Below are 2,659 nucleotides of genomic sequence, written 5' to 3'. Positions count from 1 at the left end.
GACATCCCTGGGAACGAGATTGCCGAAGCTGGGGTATCTTTTTTCAAGATAATAATCTCTTTCATCTTCGGGGATTTGATTGGGAGAGCGAGTGTCGCCTTTTTCCTTCGGCACCCAAACCCGGCCGTCGTTACGTAAGCTCTCGCTCATCAAAGTGAGCTTGGCCTGGTAATCCCCGGACACCGGAATGCAGGTCGGATGAATCTGGGTATAGCAGGGGTTGGCCATGAGCGCGCCGCGTTTGTGACAGCGCCAGGCCGCGGTTACATTCGAATTTTGTGCGTTGGTAGAAAGATAGTAAACATTTCCATATCCGCCGGTCGCCAAAACTACGGCGTCCCCGGCAAATGATTTGATTTCACCGTTGACCAGGTTGCGTGTGACAATGCCGCGAGCGTGACCATTTTTTACAACTAAATCCAGCATTTCGTGGCGCGGCAAGAGTTTGACTTTGCCTGCATCAACCTGTCGCATAAGAGCGCTGTAGGCCCCCAATAGCAATTGCTGACCAGTTTGCCCGCGTGCGTAAAAAGTCCGCGAGACCTGCGCGCCGCCAAAAGAGCGGTTGTCTAAAAGACCGCCGTATTCCCGGGCAAAAGGCACACCTTGAGCCACGCACTGGTCGATAATATTGTTGCTGATTTGCGCCAGCCGGTAAACATTGGCTTCACGGGAACGGTAGTCACCGCCTTTAATGGTGTCGTAAAAAAGCCGCCAGATACTGTCGCCGTCGTTAGGATAGTTTTTGGCCGCGTTAATTCCACCTTGAGCTGCAATACTGTGCGCCCGGCGCGGTGAGTCCTGAATGCAGAAGTTTATGACATTGTACCCCAATTCGGCGAGAGTCGCAGCAGCGGAACCGCCCGCTAATCCGGTTCCAACCACGATGATGGTGTATTTTCGTTTGTTGGCCGGGTTGACCAGCTTAAGATTGAATTTGTGCGTATCCCACTTTTCGGCTAACGGGCCGTCGGGGACTTTCGAGTCGAGTTGCATTTTATGCTCCTGTGAAATAGATCCAAAGCGGAATGCCAAGGAAACCGACAGAGATAATGATAGCGACTAAAATTCCAACCGAATAAATAACCGGCGTGTAGCGCGGATGATGGACGCCAAGAGATTGAAAGGCGCTCCAAAAACCGTGGCGCAGGTGAAAGCCGAGAAAAATGAGCGCGCCGACATACCAGACCACGTAAATCGGGTTTTGAAAGACCTCCCAGACCAGGGTGTGCAGGTCGCGCATTTCAACGCCATCAACAGTGGAGGAATAATTCGGTCCAAATTTGAATGTCTTCAAATGGATGGCAATAAAAGCGAATATCAGCAAACCGGTCCAGATCATGGTTTTCGAAGAAAAGGTTTTTTTGCTCGGCTCGCCGGCGTTCCCGGTTTTGGCGTAAGCAACCGGCCGGGCTTTCTTCTTGCCGATTGATATTGAAATAGCTGAGACCATATGAAAGAGCAAAATTGCAATTAAACCCAATTCGGCCACAATGATCAGCCAGCCGAAACTGAGCAAAAAATCCGCATATTCATTATACGGGTCAGGGTTTTTGCTGAACAATAAAAGGTTGCCCGATAAGTGTTCGAGTAAAAAAATAACCATCGCCAGTCCGGTTAAAGCCATGAGGAATTTCTTTCCGACTGAGGACCCTATAAATTTTAGGAGTTGGGGCATAATTTAGCTCCGAATATATTTTGAAATTGAAACTTAGAGATGCGGGTTAGGATTGACAACCGATTGTTTTTCCAGTGCTGAATATAAGGGAGCAAAGATAAAAAAGCAAGCAGGTTAGAATTAATTGTTTAGATTTCGAAAAGACATTTAACACTGAATGACACTGAAACACCGAACGGCGAAGAATACCATATTTGTCTTGATCTAATGTGTTTTCAGTGATATTCGGCGACCTTCAGTGTTTAAAGTTTGTTTTGATTTTTTTTACATTTATTCATTTCTCAAAATGATAATATCATCATAGACCCGCCTTTCGTAACCATCATAAATTTTTTCTTCTTTATTAAATGTTGGGAAAACGTAGACTGGTTTAAGGATCGCCTGCCAATCGCCATTCGGCAGCGGCTCCACATCCACTTCCAGGTGACCGTAATGTTTGCCGCCGTCAATTAGTACGCCGTCCTGCCAGATTTCGGGTGCGTCCTTGTGCACCAGAAATTTTTGTTCGGGATTCTCAAGGCCCGCTTCCGGTCCGCGCAGGTCGTCTCCGCCAATGCCAACGTCGTAGAAGTGGATGCTGTGGTCGCGTCGGTGGCCATCAGGTTTGATTTCAATCCCGGTGATTTCAGAACGCTCCCACATTTCGTCGTGCCCGGCAAAGACGGCATCGACACCGTAACGCATAAACAGCGGCGTGAGTGAGCGAACCGGTACGCCGGATTGGTTATTAAGGCCGGCGCCTTCACCGGCAGGCCAGCCGTGCGGCCCGACTGAATAGGGCAGGTGATGCAAAATGACAAATGTAAACGAGCTTTTGCTCTGGCTTTCCTGCAGCTGACGTTCAAGCCAGGAATACTGCCGCGACCCCGGACCGAATGCCGGGGCATGACCACCTCCCGGATCGTTTTCGCCTAACAGGAAAAAATTCGGATCCTTCTCAGAGCCGTTCGGACTATTATTGACAACATCCAGGGCAATCAA

Annotated in this window: 3 protein-coding genes; all 3 read right to left on the bottom strand. The window is 49.0% G+C overall.

The features are described from left to right. On the bottom strand, positions 1 to 996 hold a 996-nt coding region (locus IH879_22290; GenBank protein ID MCH7677657.1), incomplete at its 3' end, for an FAD-binding protein. 1 nt (position 997) lies between these two features. Continuing rightward, positions 998 to 1,678, bottom strand: a complete 681-nt coding sequence (locus IH879_22285) for a succinate dehydrogenase cytochrome b subunit (GenBank protein MCH7677656.1) — start codon at positions 1,676 to 1,678, stop codon at positions 998 to 1,000. Positions 1,679 to 1,948: 270 nt separating this feature from the next. Beyond that, a partial coding sequence (locus IH879_22280; GenBank protein MCH7677655.1) for a hypothetical protein occupies positions 1,949 to 2,659 on the bottom strand: 711 nt, incomplete at its 5' end.

The sequence above is a fragment of the candidate division KSB1 bacterium genome (assembly GCA_022562085.1).
Classification (GTDB): domain Bacteria; phylum Zhuqueibacterota; class Zhuqueibacteria; order Oceanimicrobiales; family Oceanimicrobiaceae; genus Oceanimicrobium.
This window is presented reverse-complemented; position numbering and strand designations above follow the sequence as displayed.